The 21,507-nt window shown below is 68.7% G+C and carries 13 protein-coding genes; 10 read left to right on the top strand and 3 right to left on the bottom strand.

The annotated features are described in order from the left end of the window. The 4 genes from FHW78_RS13410 (at nucleotide 1) to FHW78_RS13395 (ending at nucleotide 4,523) form a co-directional block, all read left to right on the top strand. Nucleotides 1-945: a phosphoglycerate mutase gene (locus FHW78_RS13410; RefSeq protein WP_183641549.1), complete on the top strand. Its 945-nt coding sequence runs from the start codon at nucleotides 1-3 to the stop codon at nucleotides 943-945. After that, complete coding sequence (recJ, locus tag FHW78_RS13405) at nucleotides 942-2,666, top strand: single-stranded-DNA-specific exonuclease RecJ (protein ID WP_183641547.1); 1,725 nt, start codon at nucleotides 942-944, stop codon at nucleotides 2,664-2,666. The genes FHW78_RS13410 and recJ overlap by 4 nt, the downstream gene beginning before the upstream one ends. 37 nt (nucleotides 2,667-2,703) lie before the next feature. Next, nucleotides 2,704-3,585 (top strand): LytTR family DNA-binding domain-containing protein, encoded by an 882-nt coding sequence (locus FHW78_RS13400; RefSeq protein WP_183641545.1) that lies wholly within the window; start codon nucleotides 2,704-2,706, stop codon nucleotides 3,583-3,585. A 242-nt stretch (nucleotides 3,586-3,827) separates the two neighbouring features. Then, nucleotides 3,828-4,523 carry a response regulator transcription factor gene (locus tag FHW78_RS13395; protein WP_255443298.1) on the top strand — a complete coding sequence of 232 codons (696 nt, stop codon included), beginning with the start codon at nucleotides 3,828-3,830 and terminating at the stop codon, nucleotides 4,521-4,523. Between the two features lie 45 nt (nucleotides 4,524-4,568). On the opposite strand, the gene FHW78_RS13390 is transcribed toward FHW78_RS13395, so the two are convergent. After that, nucleotides 4,569-5,972: an ATP-binding protein gene (locus FHW78_RS13390; protein WP_183641543.1), complete on the bottom strand. Its 1,404-nt coding sequence runs from the start codon at nucleotides 5,970-5,972 to the stop codon at nucleotides 4,569-4,571. Nucleotides 5,973-6,265: 293 nt separating this feature from the next. Between FHW78_RS13390 and FHW78_RS13385 the strand changes: the two genes are divergently transcribed. Further along, nucleotides 6,266-11,164: an ESPR-type extended signal peptide-containing protein gene (locus tag FHW78_RS13385; RefSeq protein WP_183641541.1), complete on the top strand. Its 4,899-nt coding sequence runs from the start codon at nucleotides 6,266-6,268 to the stop codon at nucleotides 11,162-11,164. A gap of 117 nt (nucleotides 11,165-11,281) precedes the next feature. Further along, nucleotides 11,282-13,189 carry a S8 family peptidase gene (locus FHW78_RS13380; protein ID WP_183641540.1) on the top strand — a complete coding sequence of 636 codons (1,908 nt, stop codon included), beginning with the start codon at nucleotides 11,282-11,284 and terminating at the stop codon, nucleotides 13,187-13,189. A gap of 102 nt (nucleotides 13,190-13,291) precedes the next feature. Here FHW78_RS13380 and FHW78_RS13375 read toward each other — a convergent pair whose 3' ends face one another. Continuing rightward, on the bottom strand, nucleotides 13,292-13,927 hold the full coding sequence (locus tag FHW78_RS13375) for a hypothetical protein (RefSeq protein ID WP_183641538.1): 636 nt from the start codon (nucleotides 13,925-13,927) through the stop codon (nucleotides 13,292-13,294). Between the two features lie 158 nt (nucleotides 13,928-14,085). On the opposite strand from FHW78_RS13375, the gene prfB reads away from it, so the two are divergent. From prfB to FHW78_RS13355, 4 genes are all read left to right on the top strand, one after another. Next, nucleotides 14,086-15,211, top strand: a protein-coding gene (gene prfB / locus FHW78_RS13370; RefSeq protein ID WP_183641536.1) for a peptide chain release factor 2 whose coding sequence is annotated in 2 segments (ribosomal slippage) — nucleotides 14,086-14,160 and nucleotides 14,162-15,211 — 1,125 coding nt in all. Because the reading frame shifts where the segments join, the coding sequence is not laid out codon by codon here. 83 nt (nucleotides 15,212-15,294) lie between these two features. Then, nucleotides 15,295-16,818, top strand: a complete 1,524-nt coding sequence (gene lysS, locus FHW78_RS13365; RefSeq protein ID WP_183641534.1) for a lysine--tRNA ligase — start codon at nucleotides 15,295-15,297, stop codon at nucleotides 16,816-16,818. 380 nt (nucleotides 16,819-17,198) lie between these two features. Next, nucleotides 17,199-18,284 (top strand): two-component system response regulator, encoded by a 1,086-nt coding sequence (locus FHW78_RS13360; protein WP_225562299.1) that lies wholly within the window; start codon nucleotides 17,199-17,201, stop codon nucleotides 18,282-18,284. A gap of 3 nt (nucleotides 18,285-18,287) precedes the next feature. Next, entirely contained in the window at nucleotides 18,288-20,480 is a 2,193-nt protein-coding gene (locus tag FHW78_RS13355) for an ATP-binding protein (RefSeq protein WP_183641529.1), read from the top strand. Between the two features lie 120 nt (nucleotides 20,481-20,600). On the opposite strand, the gene FHW78_RS13350 is transcribed toward FHW78_RS13355, so the two are convergent. Beyond that, entirely contained in the window at nucleotides 20,601-21,467 is an 867-nt protein-coding gene (locus FHW78_RS13350) for a crotonase/enoyl-CoA hydratase family protein (RefSeq protein ID WP_183641527.1), read from the bottom strand. Nucleotides 21,468-21,507: the final 40 nt, after the last annotated feature.

Raw genomic sequence — 21,507 nt, 5'->3', positions numbered from 1 at the left:
ATGGCGACCGCCACCCTGTTGCTGCCCACCCGCGCCCGCCTGGCCGGCCAACGCCTGCCCGACGAGGTGGCGAGGGCGCTGGGGCGAGCGGATCGCCAGACGCTGGACGCGGGCGAGCGGGAACAACTGCGCCGGCACTTCCGGCTGGTGCCCGATCACTGGCCGGTGGCGGCGCTGACCCGGCAATTGGATGCCGGCGATGCCGAAGGCGCCACCTGGCTGCGCGCGGATCCCGCGCGCGTGTCGCCGGACATGAATGGCGCGCGCATGCTCGCCTACGGCGAGGCATTGGCGCTGGACGCCGAGGACACCGCGCAGTTGCTGCCGGCATTGAAGCCGCTGTTCGGCGATGCCGGCGTGCTGCTGGATGCGCCACAACCTTCGCGCTGGTACCTGCGCCTGCCGCCGGATGCGCGGCTGCCGGCGTTCGCGCCGATCGGCGACGTGCTCGGCGATGACCTGTTCGCGCATCTGCCCGAGGGCGACGACGGCCGCCGCTGGCGCGCGTTGCTGACCGAGGCGCAGATCGTGCTGCACAACCATCCGTGGAACGCGCGCCGCGTGGCTGCGGGCAAGGCCCCGGTGAATTCCCTGTGGTTCTGGGGCGGCGGACGCCTGCCGCAGTCGGTGGGTACCCGGTTCCGCCAGGTCAAGGGACAGGACACGCTATTGCGCGCGCTCGCGCTCGCAGCCGGCGTGACCGCCGAAGGCGAGGGCGGCGCGGTCGACGCGCTCATCGATCTGCGCCACCTGCGCCAGCCGGAGGTGTTCGCGCGCGACGCCCTGCAACCCCTGCTGGCCGCGCTGGCGCGCGGCGAACTGCTTGCGCTGGAACTGGACTTCGAGGACGGCGAGCGCTTCACCCTGCGCCGCGATCAACGCTGGCGCTTCTGGCGTCGTCCGTTGACGCGCCTGGACGGCGCGGCCGCCGGGCTGACGGCGTGACCCCTTCGCCCCGGATCCGCCGGCGGGAAGCAGTGGTCGCCGGCGAATGGCCGGCGCAGATCCTGCCCTTGCTGCGACGCGTGTACGCCGGTCGCGGTGTCAGTGCCGCCGCCGGGGCGCAGCCGCGCCTGGCGCAACTGTTGCCCCCCGATGCGCTCGGCGGCCTCGATGCCGCCGGTCGCCTGCTGCAGGCGGCCATCGACGAAGGTCGGCACATCGTGGTGGTCGGCGATTTCGATTGCGATGGCGCGACCGCGTGCGCCTTGATGGTGCGAGGTTTGCGCGCGTTGGGCGCGGCGCGGGTCACCGCGACGGTGCCCAACCGGATGGCGCATGGCTACGGCCTGTCGCCCTCGCTGGTGGACGAACTGGCGACGCTGCAACCCGAACTGCTGGTCACTGTCGACCACGGCATCGCCTGCCATGCGGGCATTGCGCGCGCGCGCGCGCAGGGCTGGCAGGTGCTGGTGACCGACCACCATCTGCCCGGCGAGACGCTGCCGCCGGCCGATGCCATCGTCAATCCCAACCTGCGCGAGGACGGCTTCCCCAGCAAGGCGCTGGCCGGCGTGGGCGTGGCCTTCTACGTGCTGCTCGCGCTGCGTCGCCGTTTGCGCGAAAGCGGCCGATGGCCGCAAGGCGAACCGGACCTGACCCCGCTGCTGGATCTGGTCGCGGTCGGCACGGTGGCGGATCTGGTGCCGCTGGACAGCAACAACCGGGCCCTGGTCGGCGCCGGCCTGCGGCGCCTGCGCGGCGGGCAGGGCAGCGCGGGCCTGCACGCCCTGATCGAGGTCGCCGGCCGCGATGCCCGCCATCTGACCGCGTCCGACATCGGTTTCGCGATCGCGCCACGGCTCAACGCCGCCGGACGCCTGGAGGACATGTCGCTGGGCATCGAATGCCTGCTCTGCGATGACTCGGAGCAGGCGCGTGGGATGGCCGCCACCCTCAACGAAATCAACGCCGAGCGGCGCGGCGTCCAGCAGCAGATGGTCGACGAGGCGCAGATTGCGCTGGCGAAGCTCGCGGCGGTGGAAGCCGAACCGCCGCTGGCGCTGTGCCTGTTCGATCCCGAGTGGCATCCCGGCGTGGTCGGGCTGGTCGCCTCGCGGATCAAGGATGGCCTGCATCGCCCGGTCATCGCCTTCGCGCCGGCCGAACCTGGCGCGAGCTCATTGCGGGGCTCGGCGCGTTCGATTCCCGGCTTCCATATGCGCGACGCGCTGGCGGCGGTCGATGCGACGCATCCGGGCCTGATCGAGAAATTCGGCGGCCACGCGATGGCCGCCGGCCTGAGCCTGGCGCAGGCGAACCTGGCGGCCTTCGAGATCGCGTTCCGCGACGTCGCCACGCGCTGGCTGGACGATAGCCTGCTGCAGGCCGAATGGCTGAGCGACGGCGAACTGCTGCCGGAAGAGTTCGACCGCGCCCACGCCGAGGCGCTGCGCGACGGCGGGCCCTGGGGTCAGGGCTTTCCCGAGCCGCTGTTCGACGGCGAGTTCGAGGTGATCGACTGGCGCGTGGTCGGCGCGAAACACCTGAAGTTCTCGCTGCGCCTGCCCGGGCGCGCGCAGCCGCTGGGCGCCATCCAGTTCGGCGGTTGGCGTGAACAGGCAAGACCGAGGCGCGTCCACGCCGTCTTTCAGCTCGACACCGACGACTACCAGGATCGCCGGGGAATCCAGTTGCTGGTTCGCCACTGGGTGGCGCTGCCGTAGCGGGGCGCACGGGGGCGCACGCACCTACAATGCGCCAATGGCATCTTCCTCCGACACGCTCTACCGCCGTTTCCAGCCTTGGCGCCGCAGCCTTGAAGTCGGCTTCTGGGTAATCGGCATCCTGGTCAACGTGGTCGGCAACAGCATCACCACGGTGATGGATGTCCATCGGGCCCGCTTGCGGATCGCGGACTGGGAACCGGTGGTCTGGGAAAGTTCCAGCGGCATCGTGCTGCTGGCGCTGGTGCCGGCGGTGGTCGCGTTCACCCGCCGTTTCCCGCTGCACTGGGATACCCTGCGGCGGCAGTTGCCCTGGTACCTGCTGGCCAGCGTGGTGTACTCGCTGCTGCACGTGGCGGGCATGGTCGCGCTGCGGGTGCTGGCCTATCGCTGGCAGGGCTCGGAGTACGACTTCGGTCCCTGGGCGCGCGAATTCTTCTACGAGTACCTCAAGGACATACGCACGTTCATCTGGGCGGTCGCGACCATCGAGGTCTACCGTTTCCTGCTGCGCCGCTGGCAGGGCGAGGCCAGCCTGCTCGATGTGCCCGACGAAGGCCCGCCGCTGGAGCCGGTGGAACGGCCGGAACGGTTCCTGGTCCGCAAGCTGGGCCGCGAGTTCCTGGTCGCGGCCAGCGACATCGAATGGGCGCAGGCGGCGGGCAACTACGTCAACCTGCGCGTGCGCGGCCACGACTATCCGCTGCGCAGCACCATCGCCGGCATCGAGGCCAAGCTGGACCCGGCGCGCTTTGCCCGCATCCACCGCAGTTATATCGTGAACCTGGATCAGGTGGCTTCCATCGAACCGCTGGATACCGGCGATGCGCGCATTCATCTCAAGGACGCGACCGCGTTGCCGTGCAGCCGGCGCTATCGGGCCGATCTGCGCAGCCGCACCGGAGCGGATCCCGGCTAAGCGCGCGCACCTGTGCGAAAGCAGATGGCTGGCAGGCTTTCGTTTCGCCGCATCGAGCGACGTTCACGAAACGACTGTGTGCTTGGTCAAGATTCAGCCCTGAAATCCCATCGGTTGCGCGCAGGTGTGCGGAAGCGTGCACTTTCTTCATGCATCGCGAACGAACTTTCCGCTACGGTCGATTCGGGATGGCGGGACAGGGGGAATCGAAGATGGCCATGACGGCCCCGATGGAGCACGCAATGCCCTCCGTGGCCTTGCTGGAGGACGATGCGCTGTTGCGCGAGCGGATACTGTTGCCGGGATTGGCGGGGTTCGGCTTCGCGGTCACCGGCATGGATTCGGCCGCGGCGCTGCACGTGCATCTGGCGAGGCACCGCTACGACATCGCGGTATTGGACGTTGGCCTGCCCGATGCCGACGGTTTCACGGTCGCACGCGAACTGCGCGAAGCGTTTCCGCATATCGGCATCGTCATGTTGACCGGGCGCGCCGAGACCCTGGATCGCGTGCGCGGCCTCAGCCAGGGGGCGGACGCGTACCTGGCCAAACCCGTGGAAGTGGAATTGCTGGCCGCCACCCTGTACAGCCTGCTGCGGCGCCTGCAGGGTGTGGCGCCGGTGCGGGCGGCCGCGCCGGCCATACGTGGGGCGTGGCAACTGGACGAGGGTGGTTGGTGCCTGCTGTCGCCTGCCGGGGGAACGGTCGCGTTGACCCGCACCGAACGCCGGGTGGTGGAGCGCCTGACCGCCGCGCCGGGCCAACTCGTCACCCGTGATCAACTGGTGGCCGCGCTGACCGACAACGTCTACGATTTCGACCCGCACCGACTGGATTCGCTGATCTATCGATTGCGCCGCAAGGTCGCCAACATCTGCGGCGAACCACTGCCACTCAATGCCGTGCACGGCGAAGGCTACGTGCTGGTGGCGCACTGAAACCCGCGTGCGGCGCGGTGCGATGCCTCGCCCCGTCCCGCCGACTCAGACCGCGTGGTCGGTACCGACGCCGGCCCACGGCAACCGGATCGTGAAGGTCGTGCCCAGGCCGGGGGCGCTGTCGACTTCGATGTCGCCGCCGACCGCGTTGACGAGGTCATGCACGATGGACAGGCCCAGGCCGGTTCCGGTGCTGCTGGGCTTGGTGCTGAAGAACGGCTCGAACACGTGCGCGCGGACCTGCGCGGACATGCCCTGGCCGCTGTCGCCGAGATCGATCCTCACCAGATCGTCCTGGCGGACGGCGGAGATCAGGAAACGCCCGCCCTCGGGCATGGCATCGCGCGCATTGGCGGCGATGTTGAGGATCATCAGCTCGAACTCGCTGCGATCCAGGTGCACGGGCAAGGCTTCGCCGCTGGCGGCGAGCTCCAGCCTGATCGAAGCGGGGAACAACTGGCGCAGCATCGGCCGCATGCCGTCAATGGCGTCGCGGACATCGAAAGTCTCGATGCGCAGGCGATCATTGCGACTGAAACCAAGCAGTTTGCGGGTGACCGCCGTTCCGCGCTCCGCGGCTTCCTCCACGCCTTCCAGCGCCGCTTCCAGGCTCGCGCTGCGGGCGAGGGGATCGGCGAGGTCGAGGGCGCGATGGCGTTGCGCGGCGAAGCCCCGGATCACGCCCAGGACGTTGTTGAAATCGTGCGCGACGCCGCTGGCCAGGCGGCCGCTGGCTTCCATCTTCTGTGCGTGGATGAGCTGGTTCTGCGCGCGCTCGCGTCGCGCCATCTCCTCCTGCAGTTCCCGGCCGCGTGCATTGGCGTCGTGCAGGCTTTCGCGCAGCGCGGTGACCGCCCGATCCAGGATCGCGGTGATGATCAGGTAGCTGATCACCAGCGAGGGCGCGTTGCGTAGCGCATTGCTGACCCATTGCGGCCCCCTGGCGATGTTCTGCGCGTCGGTGGCGAAGCCGATCGCGAACACCGCCAGCAACAGCGCGAATACGGTCCAGAGCGCGCGCCGGCCCAGCACCAGGCCGGAAATCACCAGGCACAGGATCACCGCGGTCTGATCGATGAGCTGCGCCTGCGCGCCCAGTTTGTGGAAAGCCAGCGCCAGCGAGAACAGCAGCGCGCCGAGGAACAGGGTGATGGCGGGACGGAAATGACCACGCCGGATCAATCCCACGCACAGCAGGGCCAGCGCCGCGGTGGCGAAGTCCAGCAGCAGGACGATGGCCCAGCCGGGCGGTATCGGCCGCGACGAAAGATGCCAGGCCCAGTTGGCCGGCAACGCGGTGCCGTAGAACATCAGCAGCAACTGCATGGCCGGCGCATTGCGCCGGTCGACGGCATCGGCGACGGGCGCGCTGCGCAGCCAGTGCGCGAGGGAACCCCAAAGGGTGTCAGGCGAAACGGCGGGGGTCGACAGGACGGGACTCCTTTGCATGCCTGCATGCCCGCAGGCGGGTGCCACCAGCATCCGCTGCCGCCGGTGAGATATCGGTGATTATTCGGCGAGAACGCGAGCGTGACAACGCCGGCGCGCGCAACTTAGTTTCGCGGTCAGCCCGGCGGCGTTGCAGACGACGCGCAGTTCCATCCAGCGGCAAGCCCGGGGCAGGGCGCGCCACCCATCCACACGGCAATGCGATGCGACGGCCGCACGCGGATTTTCCGCATGCCCTGGGCCGACGGGCGTGGCTTGCCTATCGAAATGACAAAGCAGGAGCGGAGATCGAGATGAACAAGATTTTCTGTCGTGTATGGAGCCATGCCAGGCAGGCGCTGGTGGTGACCTCGGAACTGGCTTCGGCACGCGGCAAGCGCGATGCGCGCCGCCGCTCCGGATCCGGTGCGGGGATCGGGCTGATTACATCCGCCTTGCTGATCGCGCTCGGCGCGCCCCCCGCGTTCGCTGACGATACGGACGCGCCGGCGTCCGCCGTGGGCGCCGACGAATGCGCAAACCAGGTCTCCGCGAATGACAGCGGCACGGATGCGCGGCAATGCGATCAGACCGCGACGCCGACGATGGCTGCGGCCGGCGCGGTACCGTCCATCCTCGATCTCTATTTCCTCAAGATCACCGGACCGCAGGATCTGCCGTGGACACCCGAGATCGAGGGACCGGTGCAGGCGGTGGCCAACGGCTACAGCGCCATCGCGATGGGATCCGGCGCCAAGGCCGAGGGCGATTACACCATGGCGATGGGCGACAGCAGTTGGGCGGCCAGCAACGCCGCGACCGCGGTCGGCGGGCAAAGCGTCGCCTACGGCATCGGTGCCAGCGCATTCGGCCAGGGCGCGTTCGCCTATGGCGATGCCAGCACCGCGCTGGGACAGAGCTCGCTTGCCGCGGGCTTCGGCAATACCGCGGTGGGCGCGAGCGCCGAAGCCACGGCCGAGCAGGCGGCCACCGCGATTGGCGCGCTGAGCACCGCGGCCGGCATGGGATCCACCGCCATCGGCGGTGCCGCGCAGGCGTATGGCGACGGCAGCCTGGTGGGCGGCTTCAATGCCGGCGCCAATGGCGAAGCGGGTGTCGCGCTCGGCGCCAACTCGCGGGCCGTGGCCGGCGATTTCGGCGTCGCCGTCGGCGGCTACGCCACCGCGGTGGGCGGCGGCAGTGTCGGCATCGGTGGCAACAGCCTGGCCTACGGCGCGCGCGCGGTGGCGGTGGGCAACAATGCCGCCGCCACCGGGGAGGGCACCATCGCCATCGGCGGCAGCGAATGGGTGGATCTGGACGGCGACGGCGAGCCCGATGTCGGCGAGGCCACTTTCGCCGAAGGCCAGAACGCCACCGCCATCGGCAATGCCGCCGGTGCCAGCGGCATCGGCGCGCAGGCCATCGGCGATCACGCCAGTGCGCTGGGCAACAACGCCACCGCCACCGGCGCGCAGAGCATGGCCGCGGGCGAATCGAGCACCGCCACCGGTGCGTACAGCGTGGCCAGCGGCGCCGAGAGCAGTGCCTACGGTTACCAGAGCCAGGCGGCTGGCGACTACAGCACGGCCGCCGGTGGCTCCAGCCTGGCGCTGGGCCAGGGTTCCTCGGCGTTCGGCACCGGCGCGAATGCCATTGGCGACCACAGCGTGGCCAGCGGCTACGGCAGCGTCGCCAATGGCGGTGACGCCGTCGCCCAGGGCCATGGCGCCAATGCGGAAGGTGGCGCCTCGGTGGCCATAGGCAATGCCGCCAGCGCATTGCATGGCAGCGGGGTGGCGATAGGCAACCAGGCATTGGCGCAAGGCCTGGGCGCGATGGCGCTGGGAGGGCAATCGGAAGCCAACGGGCTGTTCGCGACCGCCGCGGGCATGTTCGCCTGGGCCGACGGCCGCGAGAGTTCGGCGTTCGGCGCCGGCGCCGTGGGCAGTGGCTGGAAGGCCACCGCGCTGGGCGCGGGCAGCTGGGCGAACGGCCTGTTCGCCACCGCGCTCGGCGCCGGTGCGCAGGCCGCCGACGTATCCGTGGCGGTCGGCCAGGGCACCATCACCGGCATTGCCGGTACCGGCGTCGGCGTGCAGGCCAAGGCCGGCGAAGGTGGCGTTTCGGTGGGCAACAACACCCTGACCGGCCTCAACGGCGTCGCCCTGGGCCGCGAAAGCTGGTCCACCGGCGAGGAAGCCACTTCGGTCGGCTACAACAGCTACGGCTTTGGCAACGGCGCGGCCGCGCTGGGTTCCAACGCCTGGGCGATGGCGGACAACAGCACCGCGGTGGGTTCGTACACCTCGGCGACCGCGGACAACAGCGTCGCCCTGGGCCATGGTTCCAGCACCGGTGATCGCGCCAACACCGTATCGGTCGGTGCGGCGCAGGCGTGGACGGATCAATACGGCAATACCTTCGCCGCGATCGATCGCCAGATCACCAATGTGGCGGCGGGTACCGAAGCCACCGACGCGGTGAACAAGGCGCAGCTGGATGCGGTGGCCGACAGCGTGGGCGATGCCAACCACTACCTGGCGGCCGAGGGCGCGGGCGATGGCAGCGACGCGGCGATCGCCGACGCCGAGCACGCCGCCGCGGTGGGTGCCAACGCCGTGGCGGGCGGCGTGGAAAGCACCGCGATCGGCTACCAGAGCAACGCCGTGGGCGATCACGCGACTGCCGTGGGCGGCTCCAGCCTGGCGCTCGGACAGGGATCCTCGGCTTTCGGTACCGGTGCCAACGCGGTGGGCGACCAGAGCACCGCCACCGGTTATGGCGCGATCGCCAACGGTGCCAACAGTGCGGCGATCGGCAGCAACGCATTGGCCGAGGGCGATGACAGTTTCGCTGCCGGCAACGGCGCGCAGGCCAACGGCGGCGGATCGGTGGCGGTTGGCCCGAGTGCGGTTTCCAACGGCGCGATGGGCGTCTCGGTGGGGGCCGGCGCCCAGAACAACGGCTTCCTGTCCACTGCGGTGGGTGGAAACTCGCTGGCCGACGCGCCGTTCGCCACCGCGCTGGGCGCATTCGCGACCGCGTCGGCGTGGCAGGCCACGGCCGTGGGCGTGGGTGCCTTTGCCGAAGGTTGGAACTCGACCACCGTCGGCGCGGGCGCGACCGCCGGTGGCGGTGGCGTGGCGATCGGCGCGGGAGCCACGTCCGGCTACTGGCAATTCGACGAGGAAACCGGCGAGAACGTCTATGTCTCCACCAACGGCACGGCGGTGGGCGAGAACGCGGCAGCCACGGGTCTGTTCAGTACCGCGTTGGGCGGCTTCTCCGAAGGCTCCTTCAGTTCGGCCGGCGCCACCGGCAAGTACAGCACCGCGCTGGGCGCGGGTGCCTACGCCGGTTCGTACTGGGACAGCGAACTGGTGGGCGACCACACCACGGCCGTCGGCGCGGAGAGCTGGGCCATCGGCGGCTCGGCGACCTCGCTGGGCTTCAACAGCTTCGCCCAGGCCGATCGCGCCACGGTGCTCGGTGCCAACGCCTGGACCACGCCGGACGCGGCCAACTCGGTCGCGTTGGGCGAAGGATCGCTGGCCGATCGCGCCAACAGCGTGTCGGTCGGCGCGGCGCATGACTGGACCGACGCCGGCGGCACCGTGCACGCGGCCATCGATCGCCAGATCACCAACGTGGCGGCCGGCACCGAAGCCACCGATGCGGTGAACAAGGCGCAGCTCGACGCGGTGGCGGATGCCGGCAGCCAGGCCAGCCACTACTTCAAGTCCAGCGGCAACCGGGATGGCAGCGACGATGCCCGGGTCAATGGCCAGGGCGCGCTGGCCGCGGGCGAAGGGGCGGCGGCGGGTGCCAATGGCACCACCGCGGTGGGCGCTGGCAGCCAGGCGGGAAAGATCAGCGCGTCGGCCTTCGGCAACAACGCGCGCGCCACCGCGACCAACGCGACCGCGCTGGGCGCCAATACCCAGGCGATCGCGGCGACCGCGACCGCGGTGGGCTCCAATGCGCAGGCACGCGCGCAGGCCGCCACCGCGCTGGGCTACGACGCGCGGGTGGCCGACAGTGCCCAGGATGGCACCGCGATCGGTGCGCGTGCCCGGGTCACCGCCGCGAATGCGGTGGCATTGGGCGCGGGCTCGATCGCCGATCGCGCCGGCAGCGTTTCGGTGGGCGTGGCGGGCGGCGAGCGCCAGATCACGCACGTCGGGGCGGGCAGTGCCGACACCGATGCGGTCAATGTCGGACAGTTGAACGCCGCAGTGGGCGAAGTCGATGAAGAACTGGCCTCGGCGGTGAAGTACGACGACGAGGACAAGGACTCGCTGACCCTGGCGGGCGCGGAAGGCACCGTCATCGGCAATGTCGCCGACGGCCGCCTGGCGGCCGGCAGCCGCGAAGCCGTCAACGGAGGCCAACTGTTCCAGGTTGGCGATGGCATGGCGCAGGCGCTGGGCGGTGGCGCCTCGATGGGCCCGAACGGCCTGGTCGGACCTGTCTACGGCATCCAGGGCGGGAGCTACTACAACGTCGGCGATGCGCTGGGGGCGCTGGACGGCGCGATCGACGGGCTCAACACCCGGGTGGATCAACTGGAGCAGAAGCCGGGTAACAGCGGCAACGCCGGCAATGGCAACTCGCCCGGCAAGGAGCCTGGCAAGCCAGAGGGCGGCGCTGTCGCGTCGGCGTCTCCCGGCCAGGAAGAAACGGTAGGCGTCGCCAGTGGCGGCGGCGCGTCCACCGCGTCGGCCGCGCCCGTGTCGCCGGGGCCCATTGAAACGGCGGCAGGCACCGCCGGATCTCCGCCGGCCGCCGCCGCGCCGCCGGTGAGCGCGGCGCCGGACGCCGAAACAGTCGCCAGCGCCAACGCCTACACCGACGCGACCGCGACCAAGACCCTGACCTCGGCCAACGCCTACACCGACAGCCGGGTGAAGGCGCTCAGCGACGAGTTCAGCGGCCTGCGTGGCGAACTCGATCACCGCCTGAACCGGCAGGACGAGCGTATCAATCGCCAGGGCGCGATGAGCGCGGCGATGTTGAACATGGCGATCAACGCGGCCAACAGCCGCAGCTCGCGCGGACGCGTCGCGGTGGGTGCCGGTTGGCAGGACGGCGAAAGCGCGCTGTCGGTGGGCTACTCGCGTCCGTTGGGCGAGCGCGCTTCGCTGAGCATCGGCGGTGCCTTCAGCAGCGATGAATCGTCGGCCGGCATCGGCTTCGGTATCGACCTGTAGGCATCCAGCGACGTTCGCCGTACCGCATCCGCATCACCTGTTTCCTGTCACGGCGCGTCGCCGGCGGGCCAAGCCCCGCCGGCCGCGCCCGGTCCCTGAATCCTTCCGGAGAACGCAATGAAAAAGAGCACCCGCATCATCTGCACCGGCACCCTGGCCACCGCGGTGGTGGCCGCCCTGTCGGCATTCGCATCGGGCTACCTGACCGGTGGCACGCCCTGGCCACCTGCGGGCCTCAGCACGCTGGCCACGACCGCTTCGACCAGCGGCGGCGCCATGCAGGGTCCCGCCGTCCCCGGGGCGTCGACCGCGTCGCGCGGCAAAAGCATGCTGCCCGGGGCGCCCGCGCAATCCGGATTCGATCGCTTCATCGTGCGCCAGCGTGATGGCGCACGCGCCGTCCTCAGCGGCGCTTCCGTGCGCGATGCGGTGCAGGCCGCCGCGCGGCGCGCGGGCGTGGCCGGCCCGCGCGCTTCGGCGCGAGGTGCCGCCGCGTTGGACGTACAGCATCTTCGCCGGATGGCGAGTGGTGCCGACGTGGTCCGGTTGTCGCGAAAACTCAGCCGCGGCGAGGCCGACGCCCTGCTGGCGGAACTGCGCGCCGATCCGGCGGTGAAGTACGCCCAGCCGGACTACATCAAGCACCGGCTGGATTTCATCCCCGATGACCCGCGCTTCGATCTGCAATGGCACTACACCCATCCCACCGCCGGCATCGGCATGCCCGCGGCCTGGGACCTCAGCCACGGCGACGGCGTGGTGGTGGCGGTGCTCGATACCGGCTACCTGGACCATGCCGACCTCAATGCCAACATCGTGCCGGGCTACGACTTCGTGCATGACCCGGAAGTCGGCGGCGATGGCGACGGCCGCGATCCCGACGCGCACGATCCCGGCGACTGGTACGGCGGCGATCCCAGTTCCTTCCATGGCACCCACGTGGCCGGCACGGTCGCGGCCACCACCAACAATGGCGCGGGCCTGGCGGGCGTGGCGTTCGGTGCCAAGGTCCAGCCGGTGCGCGTGCTGGGCCATGGTGGCGGCTACACCTCGGACATCAGCGACGCCATCGTGTGGGCCTCCGGCGGCCATGTCGACGGCGTGCCCGACAATTCCGATCCCGCGGAAGTGGTCAACCTCAGCCTGGGCGGCAGCGGTTCCTGCAGCCAGGACCCGGCGACCCAGGAGGCGATCGATGGCGCGGTGGCGCGCGGCGTCACCGTGGTGGTGGCCGCCGGCAACGACGACGCCGATGCCGGGTTCTATTCGCCGGCCAGTTGCAAGGGCGTGATCACCGTGGGCGCCAACGGCATCGACGGCGCGCGCTCATGGTTCTCCAACTACGGCGCCTCCGTCACGGTCACCGCGCCGGGCGGCAATGCCACCAGCGGATCGGATCCGGATGATCGCTGGATCTGGTCGCTCGGCAATGCCGGCACCCAGGCGCCGGTGCCGAGTCCGGAGGGCGATCGCCTGATGGGCATGATCGGTACCTCGATGGCCAGTCCGCACGTGGCCGGCGTGGTCGCGCTGATGCAGGCCGCGGCGAACGCCGCCGGTCGTCCGCCGCTCACGCCCGAGCAGGTCAAGCAATTGCTGAAGGGCACCGTGAAGCCCTTCACCGTGCCGCCGCCGGTCAGCAAGCCGCAGGGGCCAGGGATTGTCGACGCCACCGCCGCGGTACAGGCGGCGACCCAGGAGATTCCGGAAGACGAGGGTGAACTGCTCAGCAATCGCGTTGCCCTGACCGCGCAGACCGGCGCGGCGGGCGACTCGCTGCTGTATCGCATCGTGGTGCCGGCGGGTCGGACCAGCCTCAACCTGCGCAGCTACGGCGGCAGCGGCGATGTGTCGATCTACGTGGCGCGCGAGCGGGTACCCACGACGACGCTATACGACCGCAAGTCGGTCAAACCCGGAAACAGCGAAGCGGTACTGATCACCAACCCGGCGCCGGGAACCTACTACCTGCGCGTCGTCGGCGAAACCGCCTTCGGAGGCGTATCGGTGATGGGGCTGTATTGATGGCCGGCGGGCGGGTGGCGCATCGGCGTCATCCGCCCGCACTCCGATCTCCGGTCGCGAGGGGCTTTGCTCATGCGGCGAGGCCACCGGCGCGAGCGTCGTTCAGAACATCTTGATCGAAAGGACGCGGCCGCGCTTGCGCGCGTAGGGCTGGTAGCCCTGGAGGATGTCGTAGCGTATCGGCGAGCCGTTTCCTTCCGTCTCCACGTAATAGCAATTCGCGCTGAGCTCGCCGTCGAACTCCATCGCCTGGGTAACGCCGTGACCGGTGCTGCCGTCAATCCAGGTGAATTCCAGAGCCTGCGGCTTCGTATACAGCCTCAGATCGCATGCCGCTGGGGCCATGTGCCGAAGCGCATAGGCGGCGTGGGTCAGTTCTCCGCGATAGTGGTACAGGTGGCGGCGCCGGGGTTGGGACAGGTTACCCGCGGGAATGAATTGACCATAGCCGCGGATGGTGATGACACGGCCGCTGACTTCGGTGAACTGGAACGGCGGGGTGTCCTCGTCGGGAACCTGCTGCCGCGCCAGGATGGCGCCGGCCCGCTCTGGCGACAGCAGGGTATTGTCCTCGCGGCCCCCGTGTCCGGTGACGTGGAAACCGTTGATGTCCGACAGCATCTGGCGGAGCAGGGCTTCGTCGGGGGCAGGGTGCCTCCAGCGCACGTTTCCGGCGCAGCCGGCGGCCAGCAGCGCCAACAACGCTGGCGCGAGGATGGGGCGGAACTTCGATTTCATGACGGATCGGGATTCGGAAAAGCGGAGATTCTGGGTCGGGCGGCGGCCCGGCCCCATAGGAATGCTCCCAGAAGCCGCCGCTCCACGTTTCGGGCGGGCGGGGTCGGCGGCGGCTTGTTACAATCCCCGGTTCCTCTGTGTGCCCCCCACCTCCCGCCATGATCGAACTGAACCCCATCCGCCAGCGCATTGCCGACCTGCAGAGCCGGCTGGTTTCGCTACGGGGGTATCTTTGACTACGATTCCAAGCGCGAACGCCTGGAAGAAGTGAACCGGGAGCTGGAAAGCCCCGATATCTGGAACAACCCCGAATACGCCCAGCAACTGGGCCGCGAGCGCTCGCTGCTGGACAAGACCGTCAACGGCATCCGCGAGATCGACGAGGGGCTGATCGGCTCCAGCGAACTGCTGGAACTGGCCGAGAGCGAGAACGACGAGGAAACCGCGCAGGCGGTGGTCGAGGACGTGGAGCGCTTCGCCGGCCGGGTGGACAAGCTGGAATTCCAGCGCATGTTCTCCGGCGAGATGGACAGCGCCAACGCCTTCGTCGACATCCAGGCCGGCGCCGGCGGCACCGAGGCCCAGGACTGGGCCGAAATCCTGCTGCGCATGTACCTGCGCTGGGCCGAATCGCGCGGCTGGAAGGTCGAACTGATGGAAGCCAGCGACGGTGAAGTGGCCGGCATCAAGTCGGCGACCTTCCGGGTCGAGGGCGACTACGCCTACGGCTGGCTGAAGACCGAGATCGGCGTGCACCGGCTGGTGCGCAAGTCGCCGTTCGATTCGGACAACCGCCGCCACACCAGCTTCACCTCGGTGTTCGTGGCGCCGGAAGTCGACGACAACATCGACATCGAGATCAATCCGGCCGACCTGAAGACCGACGTCTACCGCTCCTCGGGCGCCGGTGGCCAGCACGTCAACAAGACCGAATCGGCCGTGCGCATCACCCACGTGCCCAGCGGCGTGGTGGTGGCTTGCCAGACCGAGCGCAGCCAGCACGCCAACCGCGATCGCGCGATGAAGATGCTGAAGGCCAAGCTGTACGAGATCGAGATCCAGAAGCGCAACGCCGAGAAGAACGCGCTGGAAGCGACCAAGGCCGACATCGGCTGGGGCAGCCAGATCCGCAACTACGTGCTCGACCAGAGCCGGATCAAGGATCTGCGCACCGGCATCGAGCGCACCGACACCCAGAAGGTGCTGGACGGCGACCTGGACGAATTCCTGGAAGCCAGCCTGAAGGCAGGCCTGGAAGCCGGCGCCAAACGCATCGACGCATAATCACCGGGCGGGGCGGCGTCCCGCCCGATCCCGCGGTCCCGGCCGCATCCACCACGTTTCCCCATCCCAATCCCTATCCCGCCATGACCGAACAGCCCCCCGTGCCGACGCCCCACGCCGACGAGAACAGCCTCATCGCCGAGCGCCGCGCGAAACTGACGGCGCTGCGCGGGCAGGGCATCGCCTATCCGAACGATTTCCGCCGCGCCGATTACGCCGGCGATCTCCAGGCCCAGTACGCCGATGGCGAGCTGTGGACCGCCGAGAGCCTGGAGGCGGCCAACCGCCGGGTCAGCGTCGCCGGCCGGCTGATGGCCAAGCGGGTGATGGGCAAGGCCAGCTTCGTGCAGATCCAGGACGAATCCGGCCGCCTGCAGCTGTTCCTGCAAGCCAATGCGCTGGGTGACACCTACGACGCCTTCAAGGGCTGGGACATCGGCGACATCGTCGCCGCCGAGGGCGCGCTGACCCGCACCAAGACCGGCGAGCTGTCGGTCAAGGCCGACCAGTTGCGCCTGCTGACCAAGGCGCTGCGCCCGCTGCCGGACAAGTGGCACGGCCTTTCCGACGTCGAGCAGCGCTATCGCCAGCGCTACGTGGACCTGATCGTCACCCCGGAGGCGCGCGACGTCTTCATCAAGCGCTCGCGCATCATCCGCGCGATCCGCGAATGGCTGGACGCGCGCCGCTTCCTGGAAGTGGAAACGCCGATGATGCATTACATCCCCGGTGGCGCCGCGGCCAAGCCGTTCGTGACCCATCACAACGCGCTGGACATGGATCTCTACCTGCGGGTGGCGCCGGAGCTGTACCTCAAGCGGCTGGTGGTCGGCGGCCTGGAACGCGTCTACGAGATCAACCGCAACTTCCGCAACGAGGGCGTCAGTACCCGCCACAATCCCGAATTCACCATGCTGGAACTGTACGAGGCCTATGCCACGTACAACGAGATCATGGATCTGACCGAATCGGTGATCCGCGATGTCGCCCATGAAGTGCTGGGCACGGGTGCGGTGAGCTGGGAAGGGCAGGCCATCGATCTGGAGCCGGCGTTCCGCCGCTGGCGGATGGACGAGGCGGTTCGCCACCACAATCCGGAGATCAGCCTGGCCGACTGCACCGATCGCGAAGCGCTGGCGAGCCATTGCCAGCGCCTGAAGATCGCGGTCAAGCCGTCCTACGGCTGGGGCAAGCTGTTGCTGGAGATCTTCGAGAAGACCGTCGAGCACACCCTGATCCAGCCGACCTTCATCACCGATCATCCGGTCGAGGTCTCGCCGCTGGCCCGCGCCAACGATCGCGACCCGGGCTACACCGATCGCTTCGAACTGTTCATCAACGGCAAGGAGCTGGCCAACGGCTTCTCGGAGCTCAACGATCCGGAAGACCAGGCGGCCCGGTTCCAGGCCCAGGTGGCGGCCAAGGAGGGCGGCGACGACGAGGCCATGCACTACGACGCCGACTACATCCGGGCGCTGGAAGTGGGCCTGCCGCCGACCGGTGGGCTGGGCATCGGCATCGACCGGCTGGTGATGCTGCTGACCGGTTCGGATTCGATCCGCGACGTGTTGCTGTTCCCGTACATGCGTCCGGAACACCACGGCTGACGCGAACGGTCGCGCCGCGACAGGCCAGGTGACGCGCTGGGGCGATTTGCCTGCCCGGAACCCGTCACCCGCCATGTCCGGACCTGGCGTGCGGCTCCCCTCCGGCCGCCGGAACCGCCCATCCGTTTCCCACGAAACGCCCGCCCTGCGGGCGTTTTATGTGACTACTATCCCGATTTTCCGGTTCCGTCGGCGACCTGAACCGCACTGGCACGCTTTCTGCGTCAAAAATCCCACGCTCCGTGGTCCGGCGTCGGGTTCATGACCCCGCCAACGGCCGCGGACCCCGCAGCAGTGGTCAGCGATACACGCAGGAAACGGTTCCCATGCTAGATGCCAGCGCAGCCATCGCCGGAGTATCCTTGCCCGACAGTCACTTCATGTGGCCACAAGGGGCGGGAAGCGCTTTGAATATCGTCATCGTCGATGACCAGACTTCGGCGCGCACGATGCTGCGCCATGTAATCGAGGACATTGCCTCGGAACTGAGCGTGCACGACTTCGGGGATCCCCAGGTCGCGCTCGAATGGTGTGAGAAGAACCGCACCGATCTGCTGCTGCTGGACTACCGCATGCCGGGCATGGACGGACTGGAATTCGCCCGTCGCTTCCGCCGGCTGCCGCTGCACCGCGACATTCCCATCATCCTGATCACCGTGGTCGGCGACGAGCCGATCCGGCAGGCGGCGCTGGAAGCCGGCGTCATCGATTTCCTGGTCAAGCCGGTCCGCCCGCGCGAACTGCGCGCCCGTTGCCGCAACCTGCTGCAACTGCGCCAGCAGTCCGAGAACGTCAAGCAACGGGCCCTGTCGCTGGAACAGCGCCTGCTGTCGAGCATGCACGAGGTCGAGGAGCGCGAACGCGAAACCCTGTCGCGGCTGGCCCGCGCCATCGAGTACCGCGACAGCGGCACCAGCGCCTACCTGGAGCGCATGGCCCACGTGGCGGCGCTGATCGCCGACGAACTGGGCCTGCCGGAAGACGAGGTCCGCGCCATCGAGCTGGCCGCGCCGCTGCACGACATGGGCAAGATCGCCATTCCCGATTCGGTGCTGATGAAGCCCGGTCCGCTGACCGAGGACGAGACCGACGTCATGCGCCGGCATCCCAAGATCGGCCACCAGTTGCTGTCCGGCAGCCAGAACCGTTTCATCCAGACCGGCGCGATCATCGCGCTGCGCCACCATGAGCGTTACGACGGCAGCGGCTATCCTGATGGCCTGGTCGGCGACGAGATTCCGTTGGAAGCCAGGATAGTGGCGGTTGCGGACGTGTTCGACGCGCTGATCTCGCCCCGGCCCTACAAGAAGGCCTGGGAGAAGGACGCGGCGCTGGCGTACCTGTACGCCCAGCGCGGCCGCCTGTTCGACCCCTCCTGCGTGGATGCGCTCATCCGCGGGCGGGAACGTCTGGACGACATCTGCGAGCGCTACTCGACGGTGCAGAGCCGTCCAGGGATGGAATGAGTCATGGAACGCAATCTGGTCTCATGGATCAAGCATCGTCTGGCCAACCGGCCGGACAGTGAGCACGGCCAGACGGCGATCCGCGTGATCATCTTCACCGGCGTGATCGTCTACATGGGCGTCGCCGCCCTGTATGGCACGCTGCCGCCGGACGTGTACCGCTGGTCCGCGACCATGAGCGGGGTCGGTGCCGCGATCGGCCTCATGCTGTTCATCGCGATCCTGCTGGAGCCGGGCAAGTCGCACGTCCGCCGGGTCATCGGCATGCTCACCGACTACGGCCTGATGACCGTGGCGATGGTGCTCAAGGGCGAGCCGCTGGCCTGGCTGTACGTGATCCTGATGTGGGTGACGGTCGGCAACGGCCTGCGCTACGGCAACCGCTATCTGCTCGGCGCGGTGGCCTCGGCCTGTATCAGCTTCGGTATCGTGCTGATGGTCAGCCCGTACTGGCAGCAGAACCTCAATCTCGGCCTGGGCCTGTGGGTCGGCCTGATCGCGGTCCCGATGTACCTGTCCGGCCTGCTGCGCGATCTGACCCGCGCCACCGAGGAAGCGCGCCGGGCCAACGAGGCCAAGAGCCGCTTCCTGGCCAACATGAGCCATGAATTCCGCACGCCGCTCAATGGCCTGGCCGGCATGTCCGAACTGCTGGCGACCACCCGCCTGGACAGCGAACAGCGCGAATGCCTGTCGACCATCCAGGCTTCCACCCGCAGCCTGCTGGCGCTGGTGGAGGACGTGCTCGACATCTCGGCCATCGAGGCCGGAAAACTCAAGCTCAACGTGGTCGATTTCTCGCCGCGCGAGCTGGTCGAGAGCATCGGCCTGATCCTGCTGCCGCAGGCGCGCGGCAAGCAGCTCAACTACGAAGTGCACTTCGACGACGACGTGCCCGCGGTGCTGCGCGGCGATTCCGGACACCTGCGCCAGGTCCTGCTGAACCTGGCCGGCAACGCGGTCAAGTTCACCGACAAGGGCGAAGTGCGCCTGCAGGTCGCCCTGGCCGGCAGTCCGAACCGGCTGCGCTTCACCGTCACCGATACCGGCATCGGCATTCCCGCCTCGGTCCGCGAACGCCTGTTCGAGGCCTTCGAGCAGGCCGACGTCAGCCTGGCGCGCCGCTATGGTGGTACCGGCCTGGGCACGACCATCGCCAAGGGCCTGACCGAGGCGATGGGCGGCACCATCGGTTTCGAGAGCAGCGAACAGCGTGGCAGCTCGTTCTGGGTGGAATTGCCGTTCGAAGCCGTGCAGCCGCGCGAGATCACCCCGGCCATCCAGGTGCCGGCGAACTGGCTCGACGACGCCAACGCCAAGCCCGGCGCCGAAAACATCATCGCGTTCTCCGATCCGTTCCTGCGTCATCGCGCGCGGGTGCGCAGCATGCAGATCCTGGTCGCCGACGATCACGAGGCGAACCGGATGGTCGTGCAGCGCCTGCTGCAGAAGGCCGGTCACCGGGTGACCTGCGTCAATGGCGGCGAGGACGTGCTCAACGCCCTGGATTCCTTCGACTACGATGCGGTCATCTGCGATCTGCACATGCCCGATGTCAGCGGCCTGGATCTGTTGAAGCAACTGCGGGTGATGGAAGCCGGCTCCGGCCAGCGCACGCCGGTGGTGATCCTGAGCGCCGACGTCACCCCGGACGCCATCCGCAACTGCGAACGCGCGGGTGCCCGCGCGTTCCTGGCCAAGCCGGTGGTGGCGACCCGCCTGCTGGATACGCTGGCGGAAATCGCCACCAATGGTTCGATCACTTCGCAGGCACAGACGCAGGCGCCGGTGCCGACCACCGCGATGCGGGCGGGCGACGAGATCCTCGACATGACCGTGCTGGACGAACTCGGCGCGCTGGGCATGGGCGAAGCCTTCGAGCGCGAATTCATCGCGCAGTGCCTCAACGATGCCGACGGTTGCATCGGCGCGATGGCGCACGCGATGGAACATGGCCAGGGCGAACACCTGCGCGATCACGCGCATGCGCTGAAGGGCGTGGCCAGCAACCTGGGCCTGATCAAGCTGGCGGCGGCGGCGAGTGAACTGATGCGCCTGGCCGACTGGCAGATCGCGCGCGAGTGGCGGCAACGCCTGGCGGCGGTGAATTCCTATCTGGCCCAGGGCAGGGCGGCGCTGGAAGCACGCGAACGGTCACGCCATTCGCCCGATCACGGCAGCCACGAGCGCAACTGATCGGCGGTTGCGTGATGGCTGAAAGGGGATGGCTCAGGCGGGCGGCCACGGCCGTCCCGCCATCCGGGGAAGCATCGCGCCGTCCCCGCCCCCTGTAGTTGGCTGCGATTCGATCGTCGATCAGGCGGCCTGCATGGCACGCTTTTCCTGCGCGCGCACGATGCGCTCCATCATCCGCAGGGACTTGTCGCCCAGCGCCAGCGCGGTATCGACCCACACTTCGGTGATGTTCATCAGCTCGTCGTAGCTGACCCGCTGGGCCAGGCCGCGCACCGTGTTCATCGCCAGGTGGGAGTAGGGCGCACGCTGCTGCTGGCGGATCAGATCCTGCACGGCGGCTTCGCCCTGGCCCTTCGGCACCAGGATGTCGACGATGCCCATCTTGTGGAACTCCTCGCTGGAATACATGTTGCCTTCCAGGATGATGCGTTCGGCCAGTTGCGGCGAGACGCGCTTGCACAGGAACGAATAGGCGCCCATGCCCGGGAACAGTCCGAACAGGACTTCCGGCAGGCCCATTTCGACGCCTTCCTCGGCGACGATGGTGTGGCAGGCCAGCGCCATCTCAAGGCCACCGCCCAGCGCGTCGCCCTGCAGCAGCGCGATCGTGCGCACGTCGCCGCCCAGTCCGGTGTGCAGGGTGTACACGCCATCGATGCAACGGCGGGCGTACGACAGCAGGTGTTCGCGGTCGTTGCTGCGGATCAGCTTGGCGAACAGATCCAGGTCGCCGCCGAGGTTGAACGCCGGCGCGGACGAGGCCAGCACGAAATGGCGCAGGCGACCGGACTGGCGCTCGCTCTCGCGCAGGGTGATCGAAGAGGTGAAGCTCCACATTTCATCCAGCAGTTCGCTGCGGAAGCACGGCCGGGAACCCTTGCCAGCGTCGTTGTGCATGTACATCCAATGGCTGTTGCCATCGGGCGCGGACTCCACGCGGATGGTGGAGAAATTGCGGGTGCGCTGAAGTTTTTCGACGTTGTTCATGACGACTCCTGGTGGCCTGTGGCCGATGGTGTGGGGATTG

Source organism: Pseudoxanthomonas sp. OG2 (assembly GCF_014192765.1).
Classification (GTDB): Bacteria; Pseudomonadota; Gammaproteobacteria; order Xanthomonadales; family Xanthomonadaceae; genus Pseudoxanthomonas_A; species Pseudoxanthomonas_A beigongshangi.
Note: the sequence above shows the minus strand (reverse complement) of the source record. Positions and strands in the feature narration are given on the sequence as shown.